Source organism: Microbacterium deminutum, assembly GCF_039530205.1.
GTDB lineage: Bacteria > Actinomycetota > Actinomycetes > Actinomycetales > Microbacteriaceae > Microbacterium > Microbacterium deminutum.
Map to the genome: position 1 here is coordinate 110,012 of NZ_BAAAOG010000005.1, position 24,823 is coordinate 134,834.

The 24,823-nt window shown below is 68.0% G+C and carries 24 protein-coding genes and 1 tRNA gene; 14 read left to right on the plus strand and 11 right to left on the minus strand.

From position 1 onward, the window contains the following. Positions 1-121: 121 nt before the first annotated feature. Positions 122-1,654, minus strand: a complete 1,533-nt coding sequence (locus tag ABD212_RS13485) for a PucR family transcriptional regulator (RefSeq protein ID WP_344095476.1) — start codon at positions 1,652-1,654, stop codon at positions 122-124. A 103-nt stretch (positions 1,655-1,757) separates the two neighbouring features. Between ABD212_RS13485 and gabT the strand changes: the two genes are divergently transcribed. The 3 genes from gabT to ABD212_RS13500 all read left to right on the plus strand — a co-directional run bounded on the left by gabT (position 1,758) and on the right by ABD212_RS13500 (position 6,029). Further along, positions 1,758-3,116: a 4-aminobutyrate--2-oxoglutarate transaminase gene (gene gabT, locus ABD212_RS13490; protein WP_344095478.1), complete on the plus strand. Its 1,359-nt coding sequence runs from the start codon at positions 1,758-1,760 to the stop codon at positions 3,114-3,116. Between the two features lie 111 nt (positions 3,117-3,227). Beyond that, entirely contained in the window at positions 3,228-4,586 is a 1,359-nt protein-coding gene (locus ABD212_RS13495; RefSeq protein ID WP_344095480.1) for a flavin monoamine oxidase family protein, read from the plus strand. A 78-nt stretch (positions 4,587-4,664) separates the two neighbouring features. Further along, positions 4,665-6,029, plus strand: a complete 1,365-nt coding sequence (locus tag ABD212_RS13500) for an NAD-dependent succinate-semialdehyde dehydrogenase (RefSeq protein ID WP_344095482.1) — start codon at positions 4,665-4,667, stop codon at positions 6,027-6,029. A 164-nt stretch (positions 6,030-6,193) separates the two neighbouring features. On the opposite strand, the gene ABD212_RS13505 is transcribed toward ABD212_RS13500, so the two are convergent. Continuing rightward, a complete protein-coding gene (locus ABD212_RS13505) occupies positions 6,194-6,808 on the minus strand; it encodes a hypothetical protein (RefSeq protein WP_344095483.1) in 615 nt (204 codons plus the stop codon). Between the two features lie 235 nt (positions 6,809-7,043). Between ABD212_RS13505 and ABD212_RS13510 the strand changes: the two genes are divergently transcribed. From ABD212_RS13510 to nusG, 3 genes are all read left to right on the plus strand, one after another. Next, positions 7,044-7,116 (plus strand) — tRNA-Trp (locus tag ABD212_RS13510). A gap of 72 nt (positions 7,117-7,188) precedes the next feature. Further along, on the plus strand, positions 7,189-7,458 hold the full coding sequence (gene secE, locus ABD212_RS13515) for a preprotein translocase subunit SecE (RefSeq protein ID WP_344095484.1): 270 nt from the start codon (positions 7,189-7,191) through the stop codon (positions 7,456-7,458). Between the two features lie 91 nt (positions 7,459-7,549). Further along, entirely contained in the window at positions 7,550-8,584 is a 1,035-nt protein-coding gene (nusG, locus tag ABD212_RS13520; RefSeq protein ID WP_344095486.1) for a transcription termination/antitermination protein NusG, read from the plus strand. Positions 8,585-8,651: 67 nt separating this feature from the next. On the opposite strand, the gene ABD212_RS13525 is transcribed toward nusG, so the two are convergent. Continuing rightward, positions 8,652-9,266, minus strand: coding sequence for a TetR/AcrR family transcriptional regulator (locus ABD212_RS13525; RefSeq protein ID WP_344095488.1), 615 nt, complete (start codon positions 9,264-9,266; stop codon positions 8,652-8,654). 571 nt (positions 9,267-9,837) lie between these two features. Here ABD212_RS13525 and rplK point away from each other — a divergent pair. The 3 genes from rplK to ABD212_RS13540 all read left to right on the plus strand — a co-directional run bounded on the left by rplK (position 9,838) and on the right by ABD212_RS13540 (position 12,155). After that, positions 9,838-10,269 (plus strand): 50S ribosomal protein L11, encoded by a 432-nt coding sequence (gene rplK, locus ABD212_RS13530; protein ID WP_344095490.1) that lies wholly within the window; start codon positions 9,838-9,840, stop codon positions 10,267-10,269. Between the two features lie 13 nt (positions 10,270-10,282). Next, positions 10,283-10,972 (plus strand): 50S ribosomal protein L1, encoded by a 690-nt coding sequence (rplA, locus tag ABD212_RS13535; protein ID WP_344095492.1) that lies wholly within the window; start codon positions 10,283-10,285, stop codon positions 10,970-10,972. 136 nt (positions 10,973-11,108) lie between these two features. After that, positions 11,109-12,155 carry an NAD(P)H-dependent flavin oxidoreductase gene (locus tag ABD212_RS13540; RefSeq protein ID WP_344095494.1) on the plus strand — a complete coding sequence of 349 codons (1,047 nt, stop codon included), beginning with the start codon at positions 11,109-11,111 and terminating at the stop codon, positions 12,153-12,155. 10 nt (positions 12,156-12,165) lie between these two features. On the opposite strand, the gene ABD212_RS13545 is transcribed toward ABD212_RS13540, so the two are convergent. Then, positions 12,166-12,441, minus strand: coding sequence for an acylphosphatase (locus ABD212_RS13545; protein WP_344095496.1), 276 nt, complete (start codon positions 12,439-12,441; stop codon positions 12,166-12,168). A gap of 61 nt (positions 12,442-12,502) precedes the next feature. Here ABD212_RS13545 and ABD212_RS13550 point away from each other — a divergent pair, with 61 nt between their 5' ends. Further along, positions 12,503-12,847 (plus strand): iron chaperone, encoded by a 345-nt coding sequence (locus ABD212_RS13550; protein WP_344095498.1) that lies wholly within the window; start codon positions 12,503-12,505, stop codon positions 12,845-12,847. Between the two features lie 5 nt (positions 12,848-12,852). Here ABD212_RS13550 and ABD212_RS13555 read toward each other — a convergent pair whose 3' ends face one another. After that, a complete protein-coding gene (locus ABD212_RS13555) occupies positions 12,853-13,524 on the minus strand; it encodes a LysE/ArgO family amino acid transporter (protein WP_344095500.1) in 672 nt (223 codons plus the stop codon). A gap of 68 nt (positions 13,525-13,592) precedes the next feature. Here ABD212_RS13555 and ABD212_RS13560 point away from each other — a divergent pair, with 68 nt between their 5' ends. Then, entirely contained in the window at positions 13,593-14,510 is a 918-nt protein-coding gene (locus ABD212_RS13560) for a LysR family transcriptional regulator ArgP (protein WP_344095502.1), read from the plus strand. On the opposite strand, the gene ABD212_RS13565 is transcribed toward ABD212_RS13560, so the two are convergent. From ABD212_RS13565 to ABD212_RS13580, 4 genes are all read right to left on the minus strand, one after another. Further along, entirely contained in the window at positions 14,497-15,528 is a 1,032-nt protein-coding gene (locus ABD212_RS13565) for an NADP-dependent oxidoreductase (protein ID WP_344095504.1), read from the minus strand. The two genes, ABD212_RS13560 and ABD212_RS13565, sit on opposite strands and share 14 nt — an antisense overlap. 157 nt (positions 15,529-15,685) lie before the next feature. Beyond that, the gene (locus ABD212_RS13570; RefSeq protein WP_344095506.1) at positions 15,686-16,153 is read right to left on the minus strand and encodes a MarR family winged helix-turn-helix transcriptional regulator; all 468 of its coding nucleotides are present in this window, start codon (positions 16,151-16,153) and stop codon (positions 15,686-15,688) included. After that, positions 16,153-17,781: an MDR family MFS transporter gene (locus ABD212_RS13575; protein WP_425561273.1), complete on the minus strand. Its 1,629-nt coding sequence runs from the start codon at positions 17,779-17,781 to the stop codon at positions 16,153-16,155. The genes ABD212_RS13570 and ABD212_RS13575 overlap by 1 nt, the downstream gene beginning before the upstream one ends. Positions 17,782-18,063: 282 nt before the next feature. Beyond that, positions 18,064-18,720, minus strand: coding sequence for a YqaJ viral recombinase family protein (locus ABD212_RS13580; protein ID WP_344095508.1), 657 nt, complete (start codon positions 18,718-18,720; stop codon positions 18,064-18,066). 195 nt (positions 18,721-18,915) lie between these two features. Between ABD212_RS13580 and ABD212_RS13585 the strand changes: the two genes are divergently transcribed. Continuing rightward, the gene (locus tag ABD212_RS13585) at positions 18,916-21,696 is read left to right on the plus strand and encodes a polysaccharide lyase 8 family protein (RefSeq protein WP_344095510.1); all 2,781 of its coding nucleotides are present in this window, start codon (positions 18,916-18,918) and stop codon (positions 21,694-21,696) included. Positions 21,697-21,750: 54 nt separating this feature from the next. Here ABD212_RS13585 and ABD212_RS13590 read toward each other — a convergent pair whose 3' ends face one another. Together ABD212_RS13590 and fdhA are read right to left on the minus strand one after the other, a co-directional pair. Then, the gene (locus tag ABD212_RS13590) at positions 21,751-22,152 is read right to left on the minus strand and encodes a GlcG/HbpS family heme-binding protein (RefSeq protein WP_344095511.1); all 402 of its coding nucleotides are present in this window, start codon (positions 22,150-22,152) and stop codon (positions 21,751-21,753) included. Positions 22,153-22,220: 68 nt separating this feature from the next. Then, a complete protein-coding gene (gene fdhA / locus ABD212_RS13595) occupies positions 22,221-23,441 on the minus strand; it encodes a formaldehyde dehydrogenase, glutathione-independent (RefSeq protein WP_344095513.1) in 1,221 nt (406 codons plus the stop codon). Positions 23,442-23,836: 395 nt separating this feature from the next. Between fdhA and rplJ the strand changes: the two genes are divergently transcribed. Both rplJ and rplL read left to right on the plus strand, forming a co-directional pair. Next, the gene (gene rplJ, locus ABD212_RS13600) at positions 23,837-24,352 is read left to right on the plus strand and encodes a 50S ribosomal protein L10 (RefSeq protein ID WP_344095515.1); all 516 of its coding nucleotides are present in this window, start codon (positions 23,837-23,839) and stop codon (positions 24,350-24,352) included. 42 nt (positions 24,353-24,394) lie between these two features. Beyond that, a complete protein-coding gene (gene rplL, locus ABD212_RS13605) occupies positions 24,395-24,781 on the plus strand; it encodes a 50S ribosomal protein L7/L12 (protein WP_344095517.1) in 387 nt (128 codons plus the stop codon). Positions 24,782-24,823: the final 42 nt, after the last annotated feature.

Genomic DNA, 24,823 nt, shown 5'->3' on the forward strand with positions numbered 1-24,823 from the left:
TCCCCGCCACCCGCGCTGGGTCGGTGACGCTGTCACGAGATCAGCGATTCGGCGACTTCAGCCGTTCGCGGCGGGAATCTGCCTGAAATCACGAGAATCGGCGACTCGGGGCGACTCGCGCTCAGGCGTCGAGCGTCCGCAGGGCCGCCCACAGCTCGGCGCGCGTCGCGAAGGACGACAGGTCGCGGCCCAGCTCGCGTTCGACGACGGCCAGGCGCGTCCGCACCGTGTGACGGTGCACGTCCAGTGCGCGGGCGGATGCCTCGTGCGAGCAGTCGTTGTCGAGCCACGCCTGCAGCGTCGCGAGCAAGTGCGTCCCGTGCTCCGCGTCGTAGGCGGTGAGGGGTGCGAGCTCGGCGGCGGCGAGCGCGCGGGCGTCGCTGGACAGTGCCGAGAGGACGCCGGAGCGTGCGATCGACGAGAACTCCGTCACCGGCGCCGTGCCGCGATCGCGTGCCACCCGGGCCTGGTCCACCGCTCCGGCGAACTCGTCGTACGAGGCCGGGCTTGAGACCCCGATACGCACGTCGAACCGCTCGGCGACCTCGTCGATCGGCCCGCGATCACCCGCCTGCACGACGATGACGAGCCCGTCCTCGCCGCGACCGAAGAAGAGCGCGCCGCGTCGTTCGTCCACGCGCAGTTCGAGCAGCTCGGCGATCCCCTCGGCGCGGGCGGCTGCGGCATCCGTCAGCCCCACCAGCACCGGGGCGGGAGGCAGCGGTCCCCACAGGTCGCGCACCACCCGGCGGGCGAGTCCCGGCTCGCCGCTGAGCAGCGACTGCACGAGCGCCGCCCGCAGATCCCCACGGGCTCGGCTGAGGCCTTGGTGCTGCTCGAGCGCCAACCCGGCCATCGCGATGACCGCGGTCACGACACCACGCCCCTCCTGGTCGAGATCGCCGACCGCCATCGCGATCACGCCGCGCAGATGCCCGCCCCGGCCGAGAGTCTGCAGCGTGAAGCGGGTCTCGCCGAGCCGCAGCGCCGACGCCGCTCGCGCGCCGCGCCGCAGCACGGTGTCGACCTCGCCGCGGAGGTTCTCGCTCGCCTGCGCGGCGAGTCCGCCCGTCGGATGCTCGCGCACCAGCTCGCCGGCCGCGTCGTAGAGTCCGACCCACGCGTCGAGCTGTCGCGCGAGTTCGGCCAGCGTGGCGCCGAGGCCGTCAGGACGCAGCGCGGCGAGTGCGATCGCGCGCTGGGCCGCGAGGGCCCAGCTTCGACGCGCGTAGGACTCCGCGGCGATCGCCTCGGCGTTGGCGCGCGCCACCGCGATGAACGGCGTCCGGTACGGGACTTCGAACAGCGGCATCCCGGCATCACGGCACGCGTCCGCGAGACCGGCGGGGATGCCGGCACGGACCACCTCGGTGCCGAAGCCGAGCCCGACGACGCCGCGCGCCGCGAGTCGGCGGACGTAGTCGCGATAAGCCCCCGGCTCGTCGCCCCCACCTTCGAACTGCGTGCCCGTCGTGAGGAGCACGAGCCCCTCCGAGAGGAAGGGCGTGGGATCCACGAGATCAGAGCTGTGCACCCAGCGCACCGCCCGCTCGAGCGCGCCGGCGTGGATGCCCGGGTCCTCTTCGAGCCGAAGTCGCAGGTCGTTTCGGGCAAGGAGGGCACGCAGTGTCGGGGTCTCGCCGGCGACCTCCATGCCCACCTCCGTGCCATCCGCTGTACTGCAGGTACAGCGACGTAACCAGAATGTACAGGACGGCGGGTGCTGGCCGGGTGTCCGACGGCATACGCTCGCGGATATGAGCACGACCGACACGATCATCGCGCCCCCGCTCGGCGGACCGACGCTGCCGCAGGAGCGGCGCCTTGTCACCGACATCCCAGGTCCACGTTCGCAGGAGCTCCTCGCACGCAAGGCGGCGGCGGTCGCTGCGGGTGTCGGGCATACCGCCCCGATCGAGGCCGTGGCCGCGGGCGGCGGAGTCATCGTCGACGCCGACGGCAATTCCCTCATCGACCTCGGGTCGGGCATCGCCGTCACGACTCTCGGCAATGCGCACCCCAAGGTCGTGGCGGCCGTGCAGGCGCAGGTCGCGCAGTTCACTCACACGTGCTTCATGATCTCCCCGTACGAGTCGTACGTCGCGGTCGCGGAAGCCCTCAACCGCATCACACCCGGCGATCACGCGAAGAAGAGCGCCCTGTTCAACTCCGGCGCCGAGGCCGTCGAGAACGCCGTGAAGATCGCCCGCAAGTTCACGAACAAGCAGGCCGTCGTGGCGTTCGACCACGGCTATCACGGCCGCACGAACCTCACGATGGCCCTGACGGCCAAGGCGATGCCCTACAAGAGCGGCTTCGGGCCGTTCGCGTCGGAGATCTACCGGGCACCGCTCTCATACCCGTTCCGCGACGGACTGAGCGGGGCGGATGCCGCCAAGAGGGCCATCTCGATCATTGAGAAGCAGGTCGGCGCCGACAACCTCGCGGCCGTGATCATCGAGCCGATCCAGGGCGAGGGGGGCTTCATCGTGCCCGCCGACGGGTTCCTGCCCGCGCTGGTCGACTGGTGTCGCGCGAACGGCGTTGTCTTCATCGCCGACGAGATCCAGACCGGTTTCGCCCGGACAGGGGAGATGTTCGCGAGCGATGTCTTCGGAATCGTCCCCGATCTGATCACCACCGCCAAGGGCATCGCCGGCGGCCTGCCTCTCGCCGCGGTGACCGGTCGCGCGGAGATCATGGACGCCTCGCACTCCGGCGGTCTCGGCGGCACGTACGGCGGCAACCCCGTCGCCTGCGCGGCCGCGCTCGCCGCGCTCGACGCGTTCGAAAACGACGGGCTGATCGAGCGGGCTCGCGAGGTGGGCGGCATCCTGAAGGAGCGCCTGACGGCGCTGCAGGAGGCCGATCCGCGAATCGGGGATGTGCGCGGCCACGGCGCGATGATCGCGGCCGAGTTCGTCGACCCCACGACGGGGGACCCGGATGCCGCTCTCACGTCGGCGGTGGCCAAGACGTGCATCTCGCGGGGCGTGATCGTCCTGACCTGCGGCACGTACGGCAATGTGATCCGCCTCCTGCCGCCGTTGGCGATCACGGACGACCTGCTGCACGAGGGGCTCGACGTCGTCGCAGAAGCTCTCGCGGCCGCATAGGACCCACCGCTCGGCACGATTCGTCTCGCCGCGCTCGTTCAACGACCGGGGTGGGGCGAGCGGAGGGGTTTGGAACTCCGGTCGGACGGCATATTCAGCAAAGGAGCGTAAATGACCGAGATCACACGGGATGTCGTGATCGTGGGCGCCGGGGCCGCGGGCACCACGGCGGCGAACGAGTTGCGCAAGGCCGGTCTTTCGGTGGCCGTGCTCGAGGCACGCGATCGCGTCGGCGGGCGCCTGTGGACCGACATGATCGACGGCGCCATGCTCGAGATCGGCGGCCAGTGGGTCTCGCCCGATCAGGATGCGCTCATCGAGACTCTCGTGGAACTCGGACTCGAGACGTACGACCGCTACCGCGAGGGCGACTCCGTCTACATCAACGCGGCAGGCGAGCTCACGCGTTTCACGGGCGAGATGTTCCCGGTGCCGCCCACCACGGAGAAGGCGATGGTCGAGCTCATCGACCGGCTCGACGTGATGGTCGAGCGGGTCGACCCCGACAAGCCCTGGGAGCACCCCGACGCGGAAGAACTCGACCGCATCTCGTTCGAGGAGTGGCTGCGGCGGCAGACCGACGACGAAGAGGCCGCGCACAACATCGCGCTCTTCATCGCCGGAGCGATGCTCACGAAGCCCCCACAGGCGTTCTCGGCGCTGCAGGCTCTGCTGATGGCGGCGAGCGCGGGCAGCTTCTCGCACCTGGTGGACGCGGACTTCATCCTCGACAAGCGTGTTGTCGGCGGTCTGCAGCAGGTGCCGCTGCTGCTGGCGGAACGACTCGGCGACGACGTCTTCCTCGGGCAGCCGGTGCGGACGCTGGAGTGGTCGGATGCCGGTGTCACCGCCATGACCGACACGATGACAGTGCGCGCGCGCTACGCGATCCTCGCCCACGCGCCGATCCTGTACAGCCGGATCCAGTTCGTGCCCGCGCTGCCGCGGCTGCAGCAGCAGCTGCACCAGCACATCTCGATGGGGTTCGTGATCAAGGTGCATGCCGTGTACGACCGCCCGTTCTGGCGCGAGCAGGGGCTGTCAGGCACCGCGTTCAGCCCCTACGAGCTCACGCACGAGGCGTACGACAACACCAACCACGGCGATGAGCGCGGCACGCTCGTCGGGTTCGTCTCGGACCGAGAGGCCGACGACGTCTTCCGGCTTCCAGCCGAGGAGCGCAAGGAGCGCATCCTCGAGTCGCTCTCGCACTACTACGGACCGGAGGCGAAGAACCCCGTCGTCTACTACGAGAGCGACTGGGGGAGCGAGGAATGGACACGCGGCGCGTACGCCGCGAGCTTCGACCTCGGGGGTCTGGTCCGCTACGGCGCCGACCAGCGGACGCCGGTCGGCCCGATCCACTTCGCGTGCAGCGACATGGCGGGCGCCGGCTACCAGCACGTCGACGGCGCGATCCGGATGGGTCGCCTCGTCGCCGGGAACATCATCGAAGAGGCCCGCAGCTGAGCTCGTCGATCAGCTGAGCGCCGGCATCCATCGCCACTCACCGAAACCCCGCAACCACCACACCAATCGGAGAGAACCATGACCGAATACGCCGTCATCAACCCCGCGACCGGCGAGACCATCGCGACCTACCCGACGATCACCGACGACGCGCTCGAGACCGCGATCGAGACGGCGGATGCCGCCTACCGGGCATGGCGCGACGTCCCGGTCGCCGAGCGGGCCGCCCTCATCCGGCGCGTCGCCGAGCTTCACCGCGAACGACGCGACGATCTCGCCGCGATCATCGTGCGCGAGATGGGCAAGCCCCTCGCCGCAGCGTACGGCGAGGTCGACTTCGCCGCGGACATCACGGAGTTCTACGCCGACAACGCCGAGAAGATCACGAGCGACCAGCCGCTCGAGATCCTCGGCGAAGGGACGGCCGTCATCCGCCGTTCGCCGATCGGCGTGCTGCTCGGGATCATGCCGTGGAACTTCCCGTACTACCAGGTCGCCCGCTTCGCGGCGCCGAACCTGGTGATCGGCAACACCATCATCCTCAAGCACGCCTCGCAGTGTCCGGAGTCGGCCGCCGCCATCGAGAGCATGTATCGGGATGCCGGGTTCCCCGAGGGCGCGTACACCAACATCTACGCGACCAACGAACAGGCCGCGACGGTGATCGCCGACATCCGCGTGCAGGGCGTGTCGATCACGGGCTCGGAACGCGCCGGCGCGGCGGTGGCCGAGGTCGCGGGGCGCAACCTCAAGAAGGTCGCGCTCGAACTCGGCGGATCCGACCCGTTCATCCTGCTGTCGACCGATGATCTCGACGGAGCCGTGAACGCCGCCGTCGAGGCGCGCATGGACAACAACGGGCAGTCCTGCAACGCGCCGAAGCGCTTCATCGTCGTCGACGGCCTCTACGATGCCTTCCTCGAGAAGTTCACGGCCGCCATGACCGCCGCGAAGATGGGCGACCCGTTCGCGGAGGACACGGTTCTCGGACCCCTGTCGTCCGTCGCCGCCGCCGAGCGACTGCAGGAGCAGGTCGACAAGGCCGTCGCGCAGGGCGCGCGGCTGGTGGCGGGTGGCACGCGCGACGGCGCCTACTACGCCCCCACGGTCCTGACCGATGTCACGCCCGACATGGACGTGTACAGCGAGGAGCTCTTCGGCCCCGCCGGGGTCGTGTACAAGGCGGCGGACGAGGATGAGGCCGTCGCGATCGCCAACGACACCACGTTCGGTCTCGGCTCGTACGTCTACACGACGGATGAGGCACAGGCGGCGCGGGTTGCCGACAAGATCGACGCAGGCATGGTGTACGTCAACGTGGTGCTCGCGGACTCGCCCGAGCTTCCCTTCGGCGGTGTGAAGCGATCGGGCACCTCGCGTGAGATGGGGCTTCTCGCGGCGGACGAGTTCGTCAACAAGAAGCTCATCCGGGTCGCCGGGTAGAGGCGCGTTTCGTCTTGCGGAGACTCGCACCCAGCGAGCGAAGCGAGTCGAAGTATCGATCACCGACCCACGCTCCGGTCTCTCAACGACCGACGCTTCGCTCGCTCAACGACGACGCTCCGGTCGTTGGGGGGGAGCGAAGCGACGAGACGAAACGCCGCAGCTCAGAGGAGGGCGCGAGCCTCGGCGAGAGCCTCGTCGGCCCACGCCACCTGCTGAGGCGTGCCCCAGCGGGTCGCGGCATCCTTCGCGAGCTCGAACTCCGCGACCGCCGCGGCATAGTCCTCGGCGTCGAAGAGCGCCCACCCGGCGTTGTTGTGCAGACCCACGCGCCATCGCTGCGTGCGTGCGTCGCCGTCGGCGTCGAGCACCCGCAGCGCGTGCGCCGTCCACTCGGCCGCATGCGCGCGATCGGCGATGGCGAGCATGTGCAGCGCGTCCACCAGCAGGAAGACGAGGCCGGCGGATGTCGCGGCCTCCGCTGCGGCGCGGAACAGCGGAACGGCTGCCGCAGGATCGCCGCCCGAGTTGCGCAGGCGACCGCGTTCGAGCGCGATGCGCACGGACACCGCCACGGACAGCGGCGGGACCCGGTCGAGCACGGCATCCGCGTCGTCGTAGCGCTCCTGCAGCCCCAGGGCCCGAGCGACCTGGGTCTCGAGCTCGGCGCGGGCCTCGGCATCCGTCTCGTCGTCCGCCGCGGCGCCCAGCCGCACTTGCGACGCCGCCGGATCCGAGAAGTCCCAGAGTTCGTCGAGAAGGGTCTGCGCGATCGCCATGATCGCATCGTATTGACAGCGGCGCTTGCCTGTCGCGGTGGCTCCTAACCTGCTCGGCGCTCCGCCCGCGATGGCTCCGCGGAGCGCTCGGCCGGTTCGCGGCCTGGAAGGCCATGCCGTACACTGGGAGTGCAGTTGTAAGTCTGCATTCTTTTGCCGTGCCCGCGGTCCGGGCCCAGCCCCTTTCACACAGGTCGCGGCGGAGGAGTGCGGGCACCCGAGGCCGATGGTCTCTAGGGCGGTAGCTCAATTGGCAGAGCAGCGGTCTCCAAAACCGCAGGTTGCAGGTTCGATTCCTGTCCGCCCTGCGAGTCAGCGCAACGTTGACAACAGTGTGAGTCAGCGCACGCCGGCACACGAAAGGTAATCAGGTGGCATCGATGGTTCAGGAAGAGCCGAGGGGCGAGGTCGTCGCGAAGAGCGATGCGCCGCGCGAGAAGAAACCGAGCGTCTTCGCGCAGATCGCACTCTTCATCCGCCAGGTCTTCGGAGAGCTCCGCAAGGTCATCACGCCGACACGTCAGGAACTGCTGAAGTACACGGGGGTCGTCCTGGGCTTCGTCATCGTGATGATGGCGATCGTCTACGGACTGGACGTCCTGTTCGTGTGGCTGACGGCGTACGTCTTCGGGGTTCCCGGCTCCGCCTGACCCTGTGCCAAGCCCTCGTGAGATGGATGTCGAGGGCGTGACGCGGCGGGGCCGAGGCATCCGATCGCGTACCAAACGGAAGAGAATTCAAGTGACTGAAAGATATGTCGACGACGCCGATTGGGCGACGGCCGCTGAGCAGTCCTCGGAGGACGACGAAGCCCAGGAGGGCAACGTCCTCGCGCAGGAGGAGCGCTCGGTCGAGGCGGCCGAGCACCTCGCCATCCACGTCGTGGATGACGAGGGTGACGACGACGTCTCCGATCTGGACGACATCGACATCGACGACCCGGAGGCCGACGCGATCGTGAACGACGCGCTGAATCTTGACGAAGCAGCCGAGAGCGAGGCTGCCGCCGAAGTGCTGAACGACTCGATCGCCGAGGAAGCGGCCGAGGCCGCCGCCGACGCGGCCGAAGAGGTCACGCCCTACGACGGCCCCGACCTGAACGGCGACGACGAAGAGTCCGATGACGACCAGGCGGGCGAAGAGTCCGACGAGGACGAGGACCCATACGAGGCGTTCCGCGGCGAGCTTCGCGCGCAGCCCGGCAAGTGGTATGTCATCCACTCGTACGCCGGCTTCGAGCGCAAGGTGAAGGCCAACATCGAGCAGCGCAAGTCGACGCTCGAGGTCGAGGAGGACATCTACCAGATCGAGGTCCCCATGGAGGACGTCGTCGAGATCAAGAACGGGCAGCGCAAGATGGTCACGCGCGTCCGGATCCCCGGCTACGTGCTCGTGCGCATGGAGCTCAACGAAGACACCTGGTCGGTCGTGCGTCACACGCCCGGCGTGACCGGCTTCGTCGGCAACGCCCACAACCCGACGCCGCTCCGCTTCGAAGAGGCCTTCAACATGCTGAAGAGCCTCGTCGAGGTCAAGGAGGTCGCTCCCACCAAGGGCGGCGCCGCTCGCGGCGGAGTCGCGGTCGCCCGCGCCATCCCGGCCGAGGTCGACTTCGAGGTCGGCGAGACCATCACGATCAAGGAAGGCTCGTTCGCGGGCCTGCCCGGCACGATCAGCGAGATCAAGCCCGAGAGCGGCAAGCTCACGGTGCTCGTGTCGCTCTTCGAGCGCGAGACCCCGGTAGAGCTCAGCTTCGACCAAGTCACCAAGCTTTGACGCGGTGCGTCACGACAGCGCCCCGCCAGGTTCGCCTGGCGGGGCGCTGTGCTGTTGCGGACGCGTGTCAGATGGATGCGGCCAGCAGCGCCGCGGACCGCTTCCGGATGTGATCGAGGGCCTCGAGGTCTCCGCGAAGGTATCCGATGAGGCAGTTGAGGAACAGCCCGTCCACGAGCGCATACGCGGTTTCGCGATCGACCGTCGGCGACGCCCCGCGAAGCTCGGCGTGCTTCGTCACGACGGCCCACACCATGTCGGCGAGCAGTTCGTCGATGGCGATGATCGTGTCACGGAAGCCGTCCTCGAACAGCGACTGGTTGCGCAAGTCATACCACAGGCGGTGCATGTCCGACTCGTCACGCAGGGTGGCTGAGATCTCGACGCCGAATCGCTCGATCAGCTCGTCAGCGGACGTCGAGGTGGCCACGATCGGGTCATAGCGCCGTGCGCACTCCGACTTGTACTGCCAGATCGCCTGCGCGATGAGGTCGTCCTTGCCGGTGAAGTAGTAATGCAGGATGCCGGTCGAAAGGTCGGTTCGTGCGGAGATGTCCCGAAGGCCGGTGCGAGCGAAGCCGTGCTCGGCGATGGCGGCCAGCGCGGAGTCGGCGAGCTCCCGTCGGCGGGCATCGAACTTGTCCGTGGCGCTGCGTTCTGCGCGCTCCGTCGCTGTGGTCATCTGCTGCTCCTCCCGGCATCCCCGTCGATGATACGCGTCAAGCGGGCGCGAGCGACGAAGATTCTGGACACATGGCCAAATTCACCTTGTCAGGTGTCCAGTTTTCTGATGTGCTGATCCCACAGGGATGACAAGCAGAAAGGACTCCTTCAGGCGTTCGCAGCCTCCTCCCCGGTCCGCACGATTCCCCATCGCGTGGGCTCGGCGTCTGGCTGCAGGCGTTCGGGTATCGCGAGCTTCGCGGGAAATCCCGCGGTTCGGGCTCGTCTCTGCACCGATCATCACGCGCGTCTGAAGGCTCCGGGTGCCGTCCGAACCCCAGCGGGCGGCACCCCTCTCTCGTTGGTCCCGTTCGCGGCATCGGGGGAGGGGTCGGATCACCGCCGATGTCCTCGCGCCTGGCCGAGCGCACAGAGCGGGTGCGGGGATGGGATAGACTGGATCGGTTTGTGCGTGCTTTCGCGCGCGTGCGAGCGACCGCGGTCCGGAGATGCCGGATCTGCGGGAGAGCGGCATCAGTTCCACTGCCGGTGGCAGAGGAACCGCATCCACTCGATGAAAGGAAGAGGAAATGGCACCGAAGAAGAGGGTGACCGGCCTGATCAAGCTTCAGATCAACGCCGGTGCAGCCAACCCGGCGCCGCCGATCGGGCCCGCGCTCGGTCAGCATGGCGTCAACATCATGGAGTTCTGCAAGGCGTACAACGCGGCGACCGAGTCGCAGCGCGGCAACGTCATCCCCGTCGAGATCACCGTCTACGAGGACCGCAGCTTCACCTTCATCCTGAAGACCCCGCCCGCTGCGGAGCTCATCAAGAAGGCTGCAGGCGTGGGCAAGGGCTCGTCGACCCCGCACACCACCAAGGTGGGCAAGCTCACCAAGGAGCAGGTGCGGCAGATCGCCGAGACCAAGCAGCCGGACCTGAACGCGAACGACATCGAGGCCGCCTCGAAGATCATCGCCGGCACCGCCCGCTCCATGGGCATCACGGTTGAGGACTGAGGGGAACAACGAAATGGCTACCAAGTCCAAGGCCTACCAGGCCGCTGCCGCCAAGATCGCGGCTGACAAGTTCTACACGCCGACCGAGGCCGTCGCTCTCGCGAAGCAGACCGGCTCGGCGAAGTTCGACTCGACCGTCGAGGTCGCGCTGAAGCTCTCGGTCGACCCCCGCAAGGCGGACCAGATGGTACGCGGCACCGTCATCCTGCCGCACGGCACGGGCAAGACTGCCCGCGTCATCGTCTTCGCGACGGGCCCGGCCGCCGAGGCCGCGATCGCCGCGGGTGCGGATGAGGTCGGCGGCGCCGAGCTCATCCAGCGCGTCGCCGATGGCTGGACCAACTTCGACGCGGCCGTCTCGACCCCTGAGCTCATGGGCCAGGTCGGCCGTCTCGGCAAGGTGCTCGGCCCCCGCGGCCTCATGCCGAACCCCAAGACCGGCACCGTGACCCCCAACCCGGCCAAGGCCGTCGAGGAGATCAAGGGCGGCAAGATCGAGTTCCGCGTCGACAAGCACGCCAACGTGCACTTCGTCGTGGGCAAGGCCTCGTTCTCGGCCGACCAGCTCGACGAGAACCTCAAGGCTGCGCTCGAGGAGATCATCCGGCTGAAGCCGTCGAGCTCGAAGGGCCGCTACATCCAGAAGGGCGCCGTGTCGACCACGTTCGGCCCCGGCATCCCGCTGGACGTCAACGCTCTGTGATTCATCGCCGATCCTCGGATCGGCCGCGAAGGGGCTCCGCCGCAAGGCGGGGTCCCTTCTGCGTTCCAGCCGGTATCCGCGCTCGACTGCCTCGTGCGAGTAGCGTCGAGGCGTCGCATCGGACGAAGGAGCTGCCATGCCCGGAGCACTCACGGCCCTGCTCGGCATCACCGAGCCGATCGTGCTCGGTCCCTTCGGCGGTGCCTCCTCGATCGCCCTCACCGCGCTCGTGAGCGAGGTGGGCGGGCTCGGGTCGTTCGGGCTGTACGGCTACAGTCCGCAGCGCATCCGTGAGACGATCGAGAGTCTTCGCGCTGCGACCGGCAAGCCGTTCGCCCTCAACCTCTGGCTGCCGAAAGGCGACGAGGTCGCCCCGGCGGACGTCGATCTGGCACCGTATCTCGATGCCCTGGCGCCGCTCTACACCGCAGCCGGAGTGTCAGCGCCGACGGTGCCGGATGCCTTCCTCCCGTCGATCGAAGACCAGCTGGACGCCGTGATGGATGCCGCACCCGCCGTGCTGAGCGTCGTGTACGGGGTTCCCCCGGCCGACGTGATCGATCGTGCCCGGGGTCGCGGCATCCGGATCATCGGCACCGCGACCACGGTCGCCGAGGCCGTCGCCCTCGACGACGCCGGAGTGGACGCCATCGTCGCGAGCGGCGCGGAGGCGGCCGGGCATCGGGTGTCGTTCCTCCAGCCGCCGGAGCGCTCGCTCGTCGGGACGTTCTCGCTCGTGCCTCAGGTGGTGGATGCCGTGCGGGCGCCGGTGATCGCGGCGGGCGGAATCGCCGACGGCCGTGGGGTCGCGGCAGCGTTCGCGCTAGGGGCGTCCGGCGTGCAGGTCGGCACCGCGTTCCTGCGGACCGACGAGTCGGCGGTGCCCCCGGCGCACCGTCGCGCGATCGCCGCGGCAGGGGACACCGACACGGTGCTGACCAGCGCGATGAGCGGACGGCTGGCGCGCGGCATCCCGAACCGCGCCCTGCACGCGATCGAGGCGAGCGGTCTCATCGCCCCGTTCCCGGCCCAGAACTGGCTGACCGGGGTCTTCCGCGCCGAGGCGGCGCGCAAGGATGACGGCGACCTGCTGTCGCTGTGGGCAGGCCAGTCGGCCGGGCTGGCGACGCGATCGGATGCGCGGGACGTCTTCCGCGAATTGCAAGCCGGCGTGCCACGCTGAGCTGATCGAATCAGGCCGTGTTGAGAACCTCGAAGCCGCGGCCGCCGGTGGGCGCGGCATCCGTCACCTTCGCCGACTCGACCCGCGACCCGGGCGGACCTTCGGCCATCCACGCGAGCATCTCGTCGACCTGATCCTCGGTGCCCTCGAACTCGGCCTCGACGGTGCCGTCCCTGCGGTTGCGCACCCAGCCTGCGACGCCGATCTCTCGGGCGATCATGCGCGCGGTGTAGCGGTAGCCGACCCCCTGGACCGATCCGCCGACGATCACATGCACACGTCTCACAACTCTATCGTGCCGTGCGCCGGGCTGTTCGCGCGTCGGAAGGGGGTGGGAGGATGCCGCCATGGGAACCATCGACGACTACCTGGCCGACCAGGACGACGACTCGCGTCTCGCGATCGGACGCGTCTACGAGATCGCCCGCGAGGTCGTGCCCGATGCCGAGCAGGGCAAGGGCTACGGCATGCCGGCGCTGGTCTACCACGGCAAGCCGCTCATCTCGGTGATGCGCGCGAAGGAGCACATCGGCGTTTATCCGTTCAGCCCCGGTGCCATCTCGGCCGTCGCGCCCGACCTCGAGGGGTACGACCTCGCCAAGGGGACGATCCGCTTCCAGCCGCACAAGCCCCTTCCGGATGCCGCGGTCCGGGCGCTCGTCGAGCACCGTCGCGAGCAGATCGACGGCTGACCCGGTCAGGGGCCGAGCGGCAGCACCAGGCTGATGCCGATCGCGATCATCACGACCGCGATCACCGCGTCGAGGATTCGCCACGCGCGGGGCGTGGACAGCCAGCGACCGAGGTAGCGCGCGCCGAGCGCGAGGCCGAAGAACCACGCGATGCTCGCGATGATCGCACCCGCGGCGAAGACCCACCGCTCGTCGCCGTGCGAGTTCGCGACCGTGCCGAGCAGGAAGACCGTGTCGAGGTAGACGTGCGGATTGAGCCACGTGAGCGCGAGGCACGTGAGCACGACCGGCACGAGTCGCGTCTGTGAGGCGGTGACGACGGGCTCCGGTACGTCGGAGCGGACCGACGCGGCGACGGGCGCGGTGGGCTCGGCGGTCTCGAAGGTCTCACCGCTGGGGCGCCACGCGCGTCGCGCAGCGAGCAGGCCGTAGACCGCGAGGAAGGCCGCGCCCGCCCAGCGCGCGACATCCACGAGCCATGGCACGGCGTGCAGGACCACGCCGATCCCCGAGACGCCGAGCACGATCAGGACGGCATCCGATGCCGCGCAGATGGCGGCAACGGCCAGCACGTGCTCGCGACGCAGCCCCTGCCGCAGGACGAACAGGTTCTGGGCGCCGATCGCGACGATCAGCGAGAAGCCCAGGCCGAGCCCGGCAAGCAGGGGAGCGATCATGCTTCGACGCTATTCGCCGACGGACACACAGTCCAGCTCATGATTCTTCAGATGCATTAGCATCACTGATGATGCGCATCCCGTTCGAACTCGCTGAGACCGTCGTCGCCGTGGTCGACGAGGGGACGCTGGATGCCGCGGCCCGGCGCCTGCACATCACTCCTTCCGCCGTCAGTCAGCGCATCAAGGCGCTCGAGGAGCAGCTCGGCCAGGTGGTGCTGGTGCGCTCCAAGCCGGCACGGCCGACCGAGGCGGGGACCGCCATCGTGCGGCTCGCGCGTCAGGCGGCACTGATCGAGCACGACGCCATCACCGTGCTCGGGGTGGACGAAGGCGAAGCCGCACGCGCCACCATGCCGCTCGCGGTCAACGCCGATTCCCTGGCGACGTGGTTCCTCGAACCGCTCGCCCGGCTTTCGGAGCGGCATCCGGTGGTCTTCGAGGTCCATCGCGACGACCAGGACTTCACCGCCGGGCTGCTCGAGTCGGGCACCGTGATGGGCGCCGTCACGTCGCGCGCGACGCCGGTGGCCGGATGCCGGGTCAGCGTGCTCGGCGCGATGCGCTACGAAGCCGTGGCCACGCCGCGCTTCGTCGCGCGATGGTTCGGCTCGGGCGTGGATGCCGAAGTCCTGGGTCAGGCGCCCGTCGTCGACCTCGATCGGCGTGACGACCTGCAGACCCGCTGGCTGCGCGCCCAGGGCGCCGACCCTGCGCGACCGCCACGCCACTACGTTCCGGCATCCAACGACTTCGCGACTGCGGTGCGTCTCGGGCTCGGGTGGGCGCTGCTGCCGACGTTCCAGTCGAAGGACGCGCTCGCGCGCGGAGAGCTCGTGCCCGTGGGCGGGATGCCGGTCGATGTGCCGCTGCACTGGCAGCAGTGGAACCTCCGGTCCGAGCTGCTCGAGGCCGTCGCGGATGAGATCGTGGCCGAGGGGCGGCGCGTCCTGTCACCTCTCGAGGATCCCGTCAGTCGTCGCTGACGCGCAGGACGATCTTGCCTCGGGTGTGGCCCTGCTCGAGTGCGATGTGAGCGTCCGCGGCATCCCGCAGATCGAACACCTGGTCGATGTAGACCTGGACGGCGCCCGAGTCCAGGAGTCGCGCGATGGTCGCGAGCGCGCCACCGTCGGGGATGACCTTGTAGCTCGTGGCCCGCATGCCTGCAGCGGTGGCGGCATCGGCGTAACCCGGCCAGCTGCCCGACGGCACGACGATGTACAGCCCGCCCCGGCGGAGGACCTCGAGGGAGCGCGATCCGGTCTCGTCATGCACGTTGCCGACCAGATCGATCACCACGTCGGCATCCCTCACGACATCCTCGAAGCGCGTGGTCGTGCGGTCCACCACGACGGAGGCTCCGAGTTCGCGCAGCCAAGAGGCGTTCCGCCCCGACGCGGTCACCGTCACGTGCGCGCCGAAGTAGGCGGCGAACTGCACGGCGAAGTGCCCGACTCCGCCGCCGGCGGCGTGGATCAGGATCCGCTGGCCCTCGTGCGCATGCGCCGTCTCGACCACGAGGCCCCACGCGGTGAGGGCCGCGAGGGGAACTCCGGCCGCTTCGACGTGCGACAGCGAAGCGGGCTTGCGGGCCACCGAGAGGGTGGGGGCGATGACGTATTCGGCATACGTGCCCTGGGAGCGAGGGAACGCGGCCATGCCGAACACGGCAGTGCCCGGCTGCAGCGGATGCGTCTCGTACGGCGCGCGCACGACGATCCCGCTGAAGTCGAAGCCGAGCACAGCCGGGTAGGCGCCGATCGAACCGGACACGCCGGAGCCGGCCCGGGTCTTCGCGTCGATGGGGTTGACCCCGGCCGCGACGACCCTGATGAGAAGCTCGCTCAGCAGCGGAGAGGGGACCGGAACGGATGCCTCATGCAGCCTGCCTGCCTCCCCGGTCGACTCGATGACGGCGGCGCGCATCATCGCGGGCGGATCGGGAACCGGCGCGAGCCCGGTCTCGGGTGCGGGTGATGTTCGCAGCGGCCGGAATCTCATCGGTCGGTCCCTTCCGCATCGGTGTCTCCCTCGGCCACACGTGCTGGCTGGTGAGAGCCAGTCAACTCCGCGAATGTCTCGCCCGTGTTACGCCGGTGCTACCGGGTCGATAATCCTGAACCTGGGGTAGCCGGCATCCGGACACCCGGTGAACGGGTCAGGGCGCTGTGTCGGCGGAAAGAGCGTGCAGAAGGCGCGCGAGGTGCTCGATCTCTTCGACCGGCCAGTCGTGCAGCCTCGTCAGGAGGTCGTTCTCCTGCGGGCGCCGCGCGTCGCCGAGGCGTTCGAGGCCCTCGGCGGTGGGGGAGAGCAGACTCGAGCGGCCGTCCTCCGGATCGGGAGTCCGATGAACCAGGCCAAGGTGCTCGAGCTCGCGGACCGTTCGGCTGAGCTGGCCCTTGTCCATCATGAGCGAGTCGGCGAGCGCCGAGATCGTCACGGTCTCCTTGCGCACGATGGTGGTGAAGACCTTGTACGCCCCGGGAAGCATGCCGTGGCTGAGCCGCTCCGCGTTGGCGATCAGGACGATCCGGAACTGGTTGATGAGCTCGCCGACCTCGCTCTCGAGGGCCCGCACCGCACGGGTGCGGGCCTCGAGGTCGAGCGAGTCGGTCACGGACGACATTATCGTCCGGCGGATGCCCCAGCCGGGGCGTCGGCGCGCTCAGCGCCCTCGTCGGCCGAGGCGACGACATCGGAAGCTTCCGGCTCGACGGCGACGTCCAGGCCCGCGGGCACCGAGACGGTGGCGAAGTCGGCCTCACTGGCCTCGATGCGCTCCTTGGTGGTCATTCGCGTGAGCGGCACGTTGGGCAGGAAGAGGATAGCGATCAGGCTCACGATCGCGAACGGCACGGCGATCAGGAACGAGTGCGAGATGCCCTGTGCGTAGATGTCCTCGAAGATGACCCGCAGCGCCTGCGGCATCGCCGAGACCTTCGGGATCGAGCCGGACTGCAGCTGGTCCGCCCAGTAGGGTGCCTTCTCGCCGAGGCTCATGATCGCCTTGGTGAGGTCGGCCTTCGCGTCGCCGACGAGCTCGGTGACCTTCGTCGCGAGGGCCGCACCCATGACCGAGACGCCGATCGTGCCGCCGAGGCTGCGGAAGAATGTGACTCCCGAGCTCGCGACGCCGATCTCGGTGGGCTTCGAGGTGTTCTGCACGATGAGCACGAGGTTCTGCATGGTCATGCCGACCCCCGCGCCGAGCAGGAACATGTAGAGCGAGACCAGCGCGAAGTTCGTGTCGTAGTGGATCGTCGAGAGCAGATACGCGCCCGCGATGAGTAACACCGATCCGACGATGAGGAACGGCTTCCAGCGGCCGAACCGCGTGATGAGCGCGCCGACGCCGATCGATGACAGCAGCAGACCCGCGATCATCGGGATCGTCATGAGGCCGGCCTCGGTGGGAGTGGCGCCGCGGGCGAGCTGCATGTACTGACCCAGGAAGACGGACGCGCCGAACATCGCGATTCCGGTCGCGATCGAGGCGATGACGGCGAGCGTGAAGGTGCGGTTCTTGAAGAGCGTGAGCGGGACGAGCGGCTCCTTGGCGCGGAGTTCGACCACCACGAACAGGATCGCCGAGACGATGGCGCCGCCGACCATCCAGATCGTCTGAGCGCTCCACCACTCGAACGAGCTGCCGGCGAGGGTGACCCAGATGAGCAGCAGCGAGACCGCGGTCGACAGCAGCACGATGCCGAGGTAGTCGATCTGCGCCTTCTTCTTCGCCAGCGCGGGCAGATGCAAGGTGCGCTGCAGGATGATCAGCGCGGCGATCGCGAACGGGAGTGCGACGAAGAAGTTCCAGCGCCAGCCCCACGTGTCGGTGATGAAACCACCCAGCAGCGGGCCGCCGACCGTCGCGACGGCCATCACGGCCCCGAACAGGCCCATATAGCGGCCGCGCTCGCGCGGGCTGATGATGTCGGCCATGATGACCTGGCTGAGCGCGGCGAGACCGCCGGCGCCGATGCCCTGCACGGCGCGGAACGCGATGAGGGTGCTGGTGTCCTGTGAGAAGCCCGCGGCCGCGGTCGCCAGCACGAAGATGAGGATCGCGATCTGGATGAGCAGCTTGCGGCTGAACAGGTCGGCGAGCTTGCCCCAGACGGGGGTCGAGATGGCGGTCGTGAGCAACGTCGCGGTGACCACCCAGGTGAAGGCGGTCTGGTCGCCGCCCAGGTCGTGGATGATGACGGGCAGGGAGGTCGACACCACGGTCGATGCGAGCATCGAAACGAACATGCCGAGGAGGAGGCCGGACAGAGCCAGCAGCACGCCGCTGCGCGGCTTCACCGGCGTCGCGGCTGTGATTGAAGCAGACAAGACTTTCCTTCGTGGTCGAGGGGGGGACGGGTTGCGACGACGATGGCGCGAGATGATTGACCGGAGTCAACAGTTGATTTAGGTCAACTATAGAATAGTCGTTGACACACGTCAACTAACGCCACCCGAAGGCCGGTTCCGCTTAGGCACGGCAGGCGCGGCGGGTGACCCGACGACCGCGCCACCCGCCTCGGGGTGGGGTCAGTCGGCGAGGGCGAGCGCGCGGAAGGGCTGCCGCGGCAGCTGGGGCTCCGGCATCCGCTCTGGTGGCTTCTGCTGCGTGGTCCGACGGTGGAGTTCGTCGATGAGCGCCGTGGCGAGGCGCACCAGCCGGGCGATCTCGACCTCATCGCGGTCGACCCAGGCGCACCGAGGCTCGTCGTCCACCGGGACGAACGCGTCGTGCTCCTCCCACACGACGAGCGTCCGCTCGGCGCCGAGCACGTGCTGCTGCCACCACACCTGACGAAGATAGGAGCGCGGGATGCTGCTCCACGACTTGTTCGTCGTCTTGATCTCGCACAGCTGCACACGACCCACGACGTCGAGACCGATGCCGTCGGGGGTGGCGAGGTGGCGCTTCTCGACCACCGCGTGGAACAGCGCCGAGGAAGGCTGGATGCCGTGCGTGGCGGCGACCCACGCCGCGATCTCGGGCTCGCGCAGACGTCCATGCGCCGTGAAGGCGTTGCCCGAGAACCCCGAACCCATCAGCTTGGCGTCGGCGGCGCGCGGAATCGCCCGCTCGGACGTGAGGGATGCGACATCCGTCGCGGTGATCCCTCGCGACCGCGCGCGCACCCAGGCCACCCGGTCGCGGGAGTCCGCGACGATGCGGGCGGCAAGGTCCGGTGTCACGCCTTCGAGGCTAGACCTGTGCCGGGACATCCGAGCCCGCGACACCCGAGGTCATCGCCGCCGATCCGGCGGTCCTCCTCACAGCCGTGCACCAGCGCCTCCCCGGGCTATGCTTGCCGCACCGTAACGTCGCGCCCGCAGGATCACCCCCGACCACGCTCATCGACACAGGCCATCGCCAGGACTGAGGCATCGATGTCTGTTTCAACGTCCTTGACCAGCCGCACCCTCACTGCACGACGAGTCATCCGCATCCTGATCACCGCTGCGGTCGTCCTCAGCGTGGTCGCGCCGAGCGTCTCATTCACGGAGAGCGCGAGTGCTGCGGACCAGTTCGACTCAATGCGTCTCAGGCATGTGAATGACCTCACCGGCACCATTGCCGGCAGCGACGGAGTAGGGAGCACGGCGGCGGCTGTGCGGAGGGTCGATGATGCTGCGCGTCTGGTCTGGGGTTCGCTCAACACCGCGGCCACCGGCTCGGAAGAGATCTGGAGCGATCTCGATACGCATGACTTCTCCGACCTGGCGGTGGCTTTCCATCGCGTCGAGAGCATGGCGCTGGCTGTCGGCACACCGCAGTCGACGTTGCACGACAACATTCAATTCGTCGGTGACACCATTGCTGCCGTCGATTGGCTGCACACGAACCGTTACAACCCGACGACCCCCAAGAAGGCCGCGTTCTGGTGGTTCTACGAGATCGGCATCCCGCTGGCGTTCAACGACATTACGGCGCTTCTCTACCCCCACCTGAGCCAGACGCAGGTGGCGAGCTTCATGGACACAGTGACGTATTTCGCTCCGGCGCCGAAGAACACCGCCGCCAATCGTGTCTGGTCCGCGTACGTGGTGGGACTGCGTGCGGTGCTCTCGAAGCAGCCCAGCACGCTGAAGACCGCTGTCGAGGCCATGCGCCCCGCCCTGAGTCTGGTGACGGCGGGTGATGGATTCTATGCCGATGGGTCCTACGTTCAGCATTTGCATCATGCCTATACGGGCGGATACGGGATCTCGCTCATCCAGACGGTCTCGCGCTTCTACTACCTTCTGCAGGGTTCGCAATGGCAGCCGACCGATGCAGCCGGTCTGAGCATCTACGACCGGGTGCAAGACACCTATGCACCGGTCACGAGTTGCGGAGGCGTGATGTCTGTGGTGCGTGGTCGTGAAGTCGCTCGCAGCGTTTCGCAGGACGATGCGGTGGGCGTGACGCTTCAATCCGCCGTACTCCGGCTCGCCGAGATCGCGCCTGCCACCTACGCTGCCAAGACGAAGCGGGCGGTCAAGCACTGGCTCGACTGCGGCAGCAACAACTCGACGTCCATCGAGTCGGCCGGTGGAGTGGCCGATGTCGTCCGGTCGAGGCTTCTGCTCCGTGACTCGTCAGTCTCTTCCGCCGCGGTTGCGGCCGGTGCGTATGCGTTCAACGGAATGGATCGCTTCGTGTTCAACGGTACCGACTATGCCTTCGCCGTCGGCATGTCCAGTTCGCGGATCGCCGGCTACGAGGCCCTCGCCGACGAGAACCTCCACGGCTGGTACACCGGAAGCGGTGCGACCTACCTGCACCTCGGCGAGGGCAGCCCTTACTCGCACGACTTCTGGGCGACTGCCAACCCGTATCGAATCCCGGGCACGACCGAGGACACCGTCAAGCGCGGCGAGACAAATGGTCGGACGTACTTGAGCGGCCAATCCTTCGCGGGCGGATTGGCATCGCCCGCCGGATCACGGGGCATCGCGGCGATGAGCTACGACGCGGACGGCAACAATCTGGCAGCCAAGAAGGCGTGGTTCGTCTTCGAGGATCGGATTCTGGCGGTCGGTGCGGGAATCACTTCGACGAACATGTCGGGCAATGGCTGGGACGGAAAGGCCACACGGATCGAAACGACCATCGACGATCGCATCGTGACCGCGGGGGGCGCCGAACTTCGCCTCGGCGACACGACGGTTCCCTTGGGCTCCGCAGTCAGCGCACTGACTCGTTGGGCTTCGATCGAAGGCCCCGGCGAGCATGTCGGCTACGTCTTTCCCGTGGCGACCACGGTCAAGGCGCAGCGAGAACAGCGAACGAGCAGTTGGAATGCGATCAATCGGCTCGAGAGCACGGCGCCCGCGTCGAACGTCCACCTCACGTTGACGGTGAACCACGGGGCGAATCCCACGAACTCGAGCTATTCCTACATCCTCTTGCCCAGCCGATCCGCTCAGCAGACCTCGGACTACGCCCGGAATCCGGATGTCGACATCTTGGCGAGCGGCTCCGGGTTCGTCGCCGCATACGATCGTCGGTCTCGAACGAGCGGGCTGGTCTCGTTCGACGGCGCCCATCACCTGGTCCAGCCGACGGGTTCGCCGTGGGTTTCCATTGATGGCGCCGCAATCGCGATGGTCGAAGAGGACCAGACCTCGTACACCGTCACGGTCAGCGACCCGACTCAGCTGTCGACCACCCCGATAGTCGTCACGCTGGGTGCCGAGACCTCGGAGTACCACGCATCGTCCAGCGCGGTGTCCTGGTCGTCGGGTGGTGGGCAAACCGCCATGCGGTTCTCTCCCGGGGGACTGCGAGGACGTCCGCTCACCATCAGCGTCGTGAAGAAGCCCGCGCCGCCTGCCGAGTTCACCATCGTCGGACAGCTCGTCGTCACGGGTGACACGGTGTACGGAGGAACATTGAGCGCGAAGGTCCCGGGCGTCACGCCGAAGCCCGACTCCACCCATTACCAGTGGTACAGAGGTGGGACGGGGGTGTCAGGGGCCGTCGGTCAGAGCTATCCGTTGAAGGCAGCAGACGTCGGTCAGGTCATGAGCGTCAGGGTCACCCTCGCGAAGGTCGGCGTGAAGACAATGGTGCTCTCGAGCGCGCCGACCGGCGTTGTCCGTCCCCTCAGATTCGCGACGACGCCGGTTCCCAGGATCACCGGTACGCGAGCGTCGAGACGACGGCGGTCAAGCTGCTCTGACTGATCCCGGGTCGACGTGCAGTGACACGCCCGCGGCGGGGCCCGAGCGGGCGGAGGCTCAGAAGACCGCGGCCCCTGCCTCGGCGACGGAATGGTCCTGCTCGCCCGAGCCGCCGCTGACCCCGACCGCTCCGACGACGACACCGTCCTTCGACAGCGGGATGCCGCCGGCGAAGATCGCGACCTTGCCCCCGTTGGTCGTGTTGATGCCGAAGAACTGCTGGGTCGGCTGCGAGTTGTCGCCGAGATCCTTCGTGGCGATGTCGAATGCGCGCGAGGTCCAGGCCTTGTTGATCGAGATGTTGACGCTGCCGATCCAGGCGCCGTCCTGCCGCACGTGGGCGACCAGGTTTCCGCCGGAGTCGACGACGGCGATGTTCATCGGCTGGCCGATCTCGTCGGCGCGCTTCTCTGCGGCTTCGATGACACGGCGGGCATCGGCGAGAGTGACAGTGGACATGGTTCTCCTTCTCCGGGTGTGTGGTTTCGGGTTCTTCGGGTGGGGTTCCGGTGTTCTGCGGGTGGGTCTCACGCGGCCTTTATGTAGCCGTTCGGGTTGAGCACGTACTTCTTCGCCGCCCCCTGGTCGAACTCGGCATAGCCCTGCGGGGCGCCCTCGAGCGGGATGGGGGTCGCGTTCACGGCCTTGGCGATCTGCACCCTGTCGTGGAGGATCGCCATCATGAGCTGCCGGTTGTACTTCATGACCGGGCACTGGCCCGTGGTGAACGAGAGCGACTTCGCCCAGCCGAGACCGAGGCGCAGTGACAGCGAGCCGACCTTTGCCGCGTCGTCGATTCCCCCCGGATCGCCCGTGACGTAAAGACCCGGGATGCCGAGGGCCCCGCCCGCGGCGGTGAACTGCATGAGCGAATTGAGCACGGTCGCAGGCGCCTCGTGCGAGGCGTCCGAGCCGTGTCCACGCGCTTCGAAGCCGACCGCGTCGACGCCGGCGTCGACCTCGGGAACGCCGAGGATCTGCTCGATCTGGTCTGCAGGCTCGCCCTTCGAGACGTCGACCGTCTCGCAACCGAAGGAGCGCGCCTGGGCGAGGCGCTCTTCGTTGAGATCGCCGACGATGACGACTGCGGCGCCGAGCAGCTGCGCGCCGACGGCGGCCGCCAGACCCACCGGACCGGCGCCGGCGATGTACACCGTCGAGCCGGGCTTCACACCCGCGGTGTAGGCGCCGTGGAAGCCCGTCGGGAAGATGTCGGACAGCATCGTCAGATCGAGGATCTTCTCGAGGGCCTGCTCGCGATCGGGGAACTTCAGCAGGTTCCAGTCGGCGTATGGGACGAGCACGTACTCCGCCTGGCCGCCGACCCAGCCGCCCATGTCGACGTAGCCGTACGCGCTTCCCGGGCGGTCCGGGTTGACGTTCAGGCAGATTCCGGTCTTGCCCTCCTTGCAGTTGCGACAGCGACCGCACGCGATGTTGAACGGCACCGAGCAGATGTCGCCGACCTCGATGAACTCGACGCCCGGCCCCACTTCGACGACCTCGCCCGTGATCTCGTGACCGAGCACGAGCCCTTCGGGGGCTGTGGTGCGGCCGCGGACCATGTGCTGGTCCGAGCCGCAGATGTTCGTGCTGACGGTGCGCAGGATCGCGCCGTGCGGAACCTTTCGGCCGACGTTCGCCGGGTTGACGCCCGGGCCGTCCTTCAGCTCGAACTCCGGGTATGCGGTGTCGATGACTTCGACGACGCCTGTCCCCTTGTACGCAACGGCTCGATTGCCAGACATCTTCGTCCTCTCCGTCGCGGACGGACATCGTCGCGCGACTCTGCCGGGTCGATGGGCTCGACAAGAGCTTTCTCCCTGTGTCCGCGTCGCGCAACGGGGTCGGCTGTCGATTTGGCCGGGCATCCGCCATCCCCTAGACTGATGGAAGCCGAAGACCGCCGGTCATCGATGTGCGCGCAGGTGTGCAGAGATCGAAGCACTGCATCAGCAGGGGCCCGCGCAGGTGTACGAACGAATTCCCTGTGGATCACGCTCCGTGCGCTTGCGCCGGAGCGTTTCTGTTTCTGCAGCGCGAGTTCTGATGACCGGATGCCGCGGCTGACGCCCCGCCACCGCGGAGCGTCTCGTACACACACTTCGCGGGATCCGTTCCGCGAGGCGAACAAGGAGTGGCCATGGCGCAGAAGGAAGCATCGGTCGCCGAGCTCACGAAGAATTTCGAGGACTCGACCGCCGTTCTGCTGACCGAGTACCGCGGTCTGACGGTTGCCCAGCTCAAGGAGCTGCGCAACAGCATTCGTCAGGACGCGGAGTACGCCGTGGTGAAGAACACGCTCACCAAGATCGCCGCGAACAACGCGGGGATCTCGTCGCTGGATGACGACCTCAAGGGTCCGTCGGCAGTGGCGTTCGTGCACGGCGACCCGGTCGCCGTCGCGAAGGGCCTGCGTGCCTTCGCCAAGGCACACCCTCTTCTGGTGATCAAGGGCGGGTACTTCGACGGTGCCGCCCTGAGCGCGGAAGAGGTCAACAAGCTCGCCGACCTCGAGAGCCGTGAAGTCCTGCTGGCGAAGCTCGCCGGCGCGATGAAGGCCTCGCTGTTCGGCGCCGCCTATCTGTTCACCGCACCGCTGTCGAAGGCCGTTCGCACGGTCGACGCGCTGCGTGAGAAGCAGGAGTCCGCGGCCTGATTTCCGGGCCCCGGCTGAACAACCCAATCAAGGAGATAGATCATGGCAAAGCTCAGCACTGAGGAGCTGCTCGACGCGTTCAAGGAGCTCACGCTCATCGAGCTGTCGGAGTTCGTCAAGAAGTTCGAGGAGACCTTCGAGGTCACCGCCGCGGCGCCCGTCGCCGTTGCCGGCCCGGCTGCCGCCGGTGCCGCCCCCGTCGAAGAGGTCGAGGAGCAGACGGCGTTCGACGTCGTGCTCGAGGCCGCCGGCGAGAAGAAGATCCAGGTCATCAAGGTCGTCCGCGAGCTCACCTCGCTCGGCCTCGGCGAGGCCAAGGCCGTCGTCGACGGTGCCCCCAAGGCCGTGCTCGAGGGCGCGACCAAGGAGGCCGCTGACAAGGCCAAGGCCGCTCTCGAAGAGGCCGGCGCGACGGTTACCCTCAAGTAATCACGCTCCATCGGAAGCCCCGGATGCCACGCATCCGGGGCT

Bases quoted from the DNA above. Each gene is read 5' to 3' on its own strand.
- ABD212_RS13485 (WP_344095476.1), bottom strand. From the start codon at position 1,654: ATGGAGGTCGCCGGCGAGACCCCGACACTGCGTGCCCTCCTTGCCCGA.
- gabT (WP_344095478.1), top strand. From the start codon at position 1,758: ATGAGCACGACCGACACGATCATCGCGCCCCCGCTCGGCGGACCGACG.
- ABD212_RS13495 (WP_344095480.1), top strand. From the start codon at position 3,228: ATGACCGAGATCACACGGGATGTCGTGATCGTGGGCGCCGGGGCCGCG.
- ABD212_RS13500 (WP_344095482.1), top strand. From the start codon at position 4,665: ATGACCGAATACGCCGTCATCAACCCCGCGACCGGCGAGACCATCGCG.
- ABD212_RS13505 (WP_344095483.1), bottom strand. From the start codon at position 6,808: ATGGCGATCGCGCAGACCCTTCTCGACGAACTCTGGGACTTCTCGGAT.
- secE (WP_344095484.1), top strand. From the start codon at position 7,189: ATGGTTCAGGAAGAGCCGAGGGGCGAGGTCGTCGCGAAGAGCGATGCG.
- ABD212_RS13525 (WP_344095488.1), bottom strand. From the start codon at position 9,266: ATGACCACAGCGACGGAGCGCGCAGAACGCAGCGCCACGGACAAGTTC.
- rplK (WP_344095490.1), top strand. From the start codon at position 9,838: ATGGCACCGAAGAAGAGGGTGACCGGCCTGATCAAGCTTCAGATCAAC.
- rplA (WP_344095492.1), top strand. From the start codon at position 10,283: ATGGCTACCAAGTCCAAGGCCTACCAGGCCGCTGCCGCCAAGATCGCG.
- ABD212_RS13540 (WP_344095494.1), top strand. From the start codon at position 11,109: ATGCCCGGAGCACTCACGGCCCTGCTCGGCATCACCGAGCCGATCGTG.
- ABD212_RS13550 (WP_344095498.1), top strand. From the start codon at position 12,503: ATGGGAACCATCGACGACTACCTGGCCGACCAGGACGACGACTCGCGT.
- ABD212_RS13555 (WP_344095500.1), bottom strand. From the start codon at position 13,524: ATGATCGCTCCCCTGCTTGCCGGGCTCGGCCTGGGCTTCTCGCTGATC.
- ABD212_RS13560 (WP_344095502.1), top strand. From the start codon at position 13,593: ATGATGCGCATCCCGTTCGAACTCGCTGAGACCGTCGTCGCCGTGGTC.
- ABD212_RS13565 (WP_344095504.1), bottom strand. From the start codon at position 15,528: ATGAGATTCCGGCCGCTGCGAACATCACCCGCACCCGAGACCGGGCTC.
- ABD212_RS13570 (WP_344095506.1), bottom strand. From the start codon at position 16,153: ATGTCGTCCGTGACCGACTCGCTCGACCTCGAGGCCCGCACCCGTGCG.
- ABD212_RS13575 (WP_425561273.1), bottom strand. From the start codon at position 17,781: ATGTTCGTTTCGATGCTCGCATCGACCGTGGTGTCGACCTCCCTGCCC.
- ABD212_RS13585 (WP_344095510.1), top strand. From the start codon at position 18,916: ATGTCTGTTTCAACGTCCTTGACCAGCCGCACCCTCACTGCACGACGA.
- ABD212_RS13590 (WP_344095511.1), bottom strand. From the start codon at position 22,152: ATGTCCACTGTCACTCTCGCCGATGCCCGCCGTGTCATCGAAGCCGCA.
- fdhA (WP_344095513.1), bottom strand. From the start codon at position 23,441: ATGTCTGGCAATCGAGCCGTTGCGTACAAGGGGACAGGCGTCGTCGAA.
- rplJ (WP_344095515.1), top strand. From the start codon at position 23,837: ATGGCGCAGAAGGAAGCATCGGTCGCCGAGCTCACGAAGAATTTCGAG.
- rplL (WP_344095517.1), top strand. From the start codon at position 24,395: ATGGCAAAGCTCAGCACTGAGGAGCTGCTCGACGCGTTCAAGGAGCTC.